Below are 1,106 nucleotides of genomic sequence, written 5' to 3'. Positions count from 1 at the left end.
AGAGGGGTGCCGCGGGCTCTCCAGTGACGAAGGGTGGAGAGAATGGCCAAGCTTACATCAGGGTGGGTGTGATGGGTGTTCATCCAATGGGAGACTCGTTGGATTTGTACTATCCATTGGGTGGTGGCTCAATCATCTTTGCATGTGAGGACATGTAAGGTAATTTCGTTCTCTTCTCCACACCAGGGACAATTGCTATGATCTTGGTGCCCCCGGATGAGTTCCATCTTACCTACTGCACAGTGGCCGGTCGTGTGTTTTAGTAGCCAGCGTTGTTTCCCTAATGGTGTACGTTTCATAGCGCGTTTGATAGTAGCTTGTTGATCAATGAGAGCCCACAAGTCTGGGGTGATGCCATGTTTCTTTTCCCAGTATTCAAGGGCCGGCTTGTAGATCTGGGCGTATATTTCCGGGATGTGGAGTCGGCTGAGTTTATTGCCGTTCAGGGAGACGGACCATTTTTCATGGCGAAGACGAATATTCGGCTTGATCAGGTTAGCATTGGAGCAGGCTAAGCTGTGGAGTTTGGCTTTGTCGTCGCATTGTACATTGAGTTTGGCCCAGTTGTCAAGGTCCTCGTAGGCAGCATGCTTGTCTTGATGTCCTTTTATCCAGCGGAACTCACATTGAATCGGGCACTGTTTGAGGCGCTGTCGAATATCGAAGAGGAGATCAAAATCTGTTTGGCATGGTTTGAGGAGCCAATCGCCTTCTGCTTGTTGTAGGGCACTTTCGCCATCTAAACCAATAGTGATTTTCCCATGAGTGAGATGGAAGTGATCAGCGATGAGTTCGAGAAGAACTAGGATGCCTTCGATGCCTGCCAGTTCGCTTCGGTAGGCGCTTTGTTGAGCTTGACTGCCAATGACTTGATTTTGTGCGCAGATTTGGGTGTCGATATCGGCGATTGACGGAGTGAGTACCAAGGCTGATGATCCCGTGAGGGTGGTGGGATCGTAGGAGCCGTCGCTAACAGCGACTGCCTGGCCCTTGTGATGGCCTCAGCTATGGTAGCAAGGGGGCCAATAGGAATCTGTACGCGGTGAAGTGTCCAGCTGGAGTGTTCGGGAAGATTGCAAATGCATTCGGCGAAGGTGGGGTCATAT

1 protein-coding gene is annotated in these 1,106 nt (G+C 50.7%); it reads right to left on the bottom strand.

Annotated features, from left to right (window positions below; genetic code table 11):
- Nucleotides 1–128 precede the first annotated feature (128 nt).
- A complete protein-coding gene (locus V6D20_17545; protein ID HEY9817588.1) occupies nt 129–926 on the bottom strand; it encodes a hypothetical protein in 798 nt (265 codons plus the stop codon).
- Nucleotides 927–1,106: the final 180 nt, after the last annotated feature.

The organism is Candidatus Obscuribacterales bacterium, from assembly GCA_036703605.1.
GTDB lineage: Bacteria > Cyanobacteriota > Cyanobacteriia > RECH01 > RECH01 > RECH01.
This window is presented reverse-complemented; position numbering and strand designations above follow the sequence as displayed.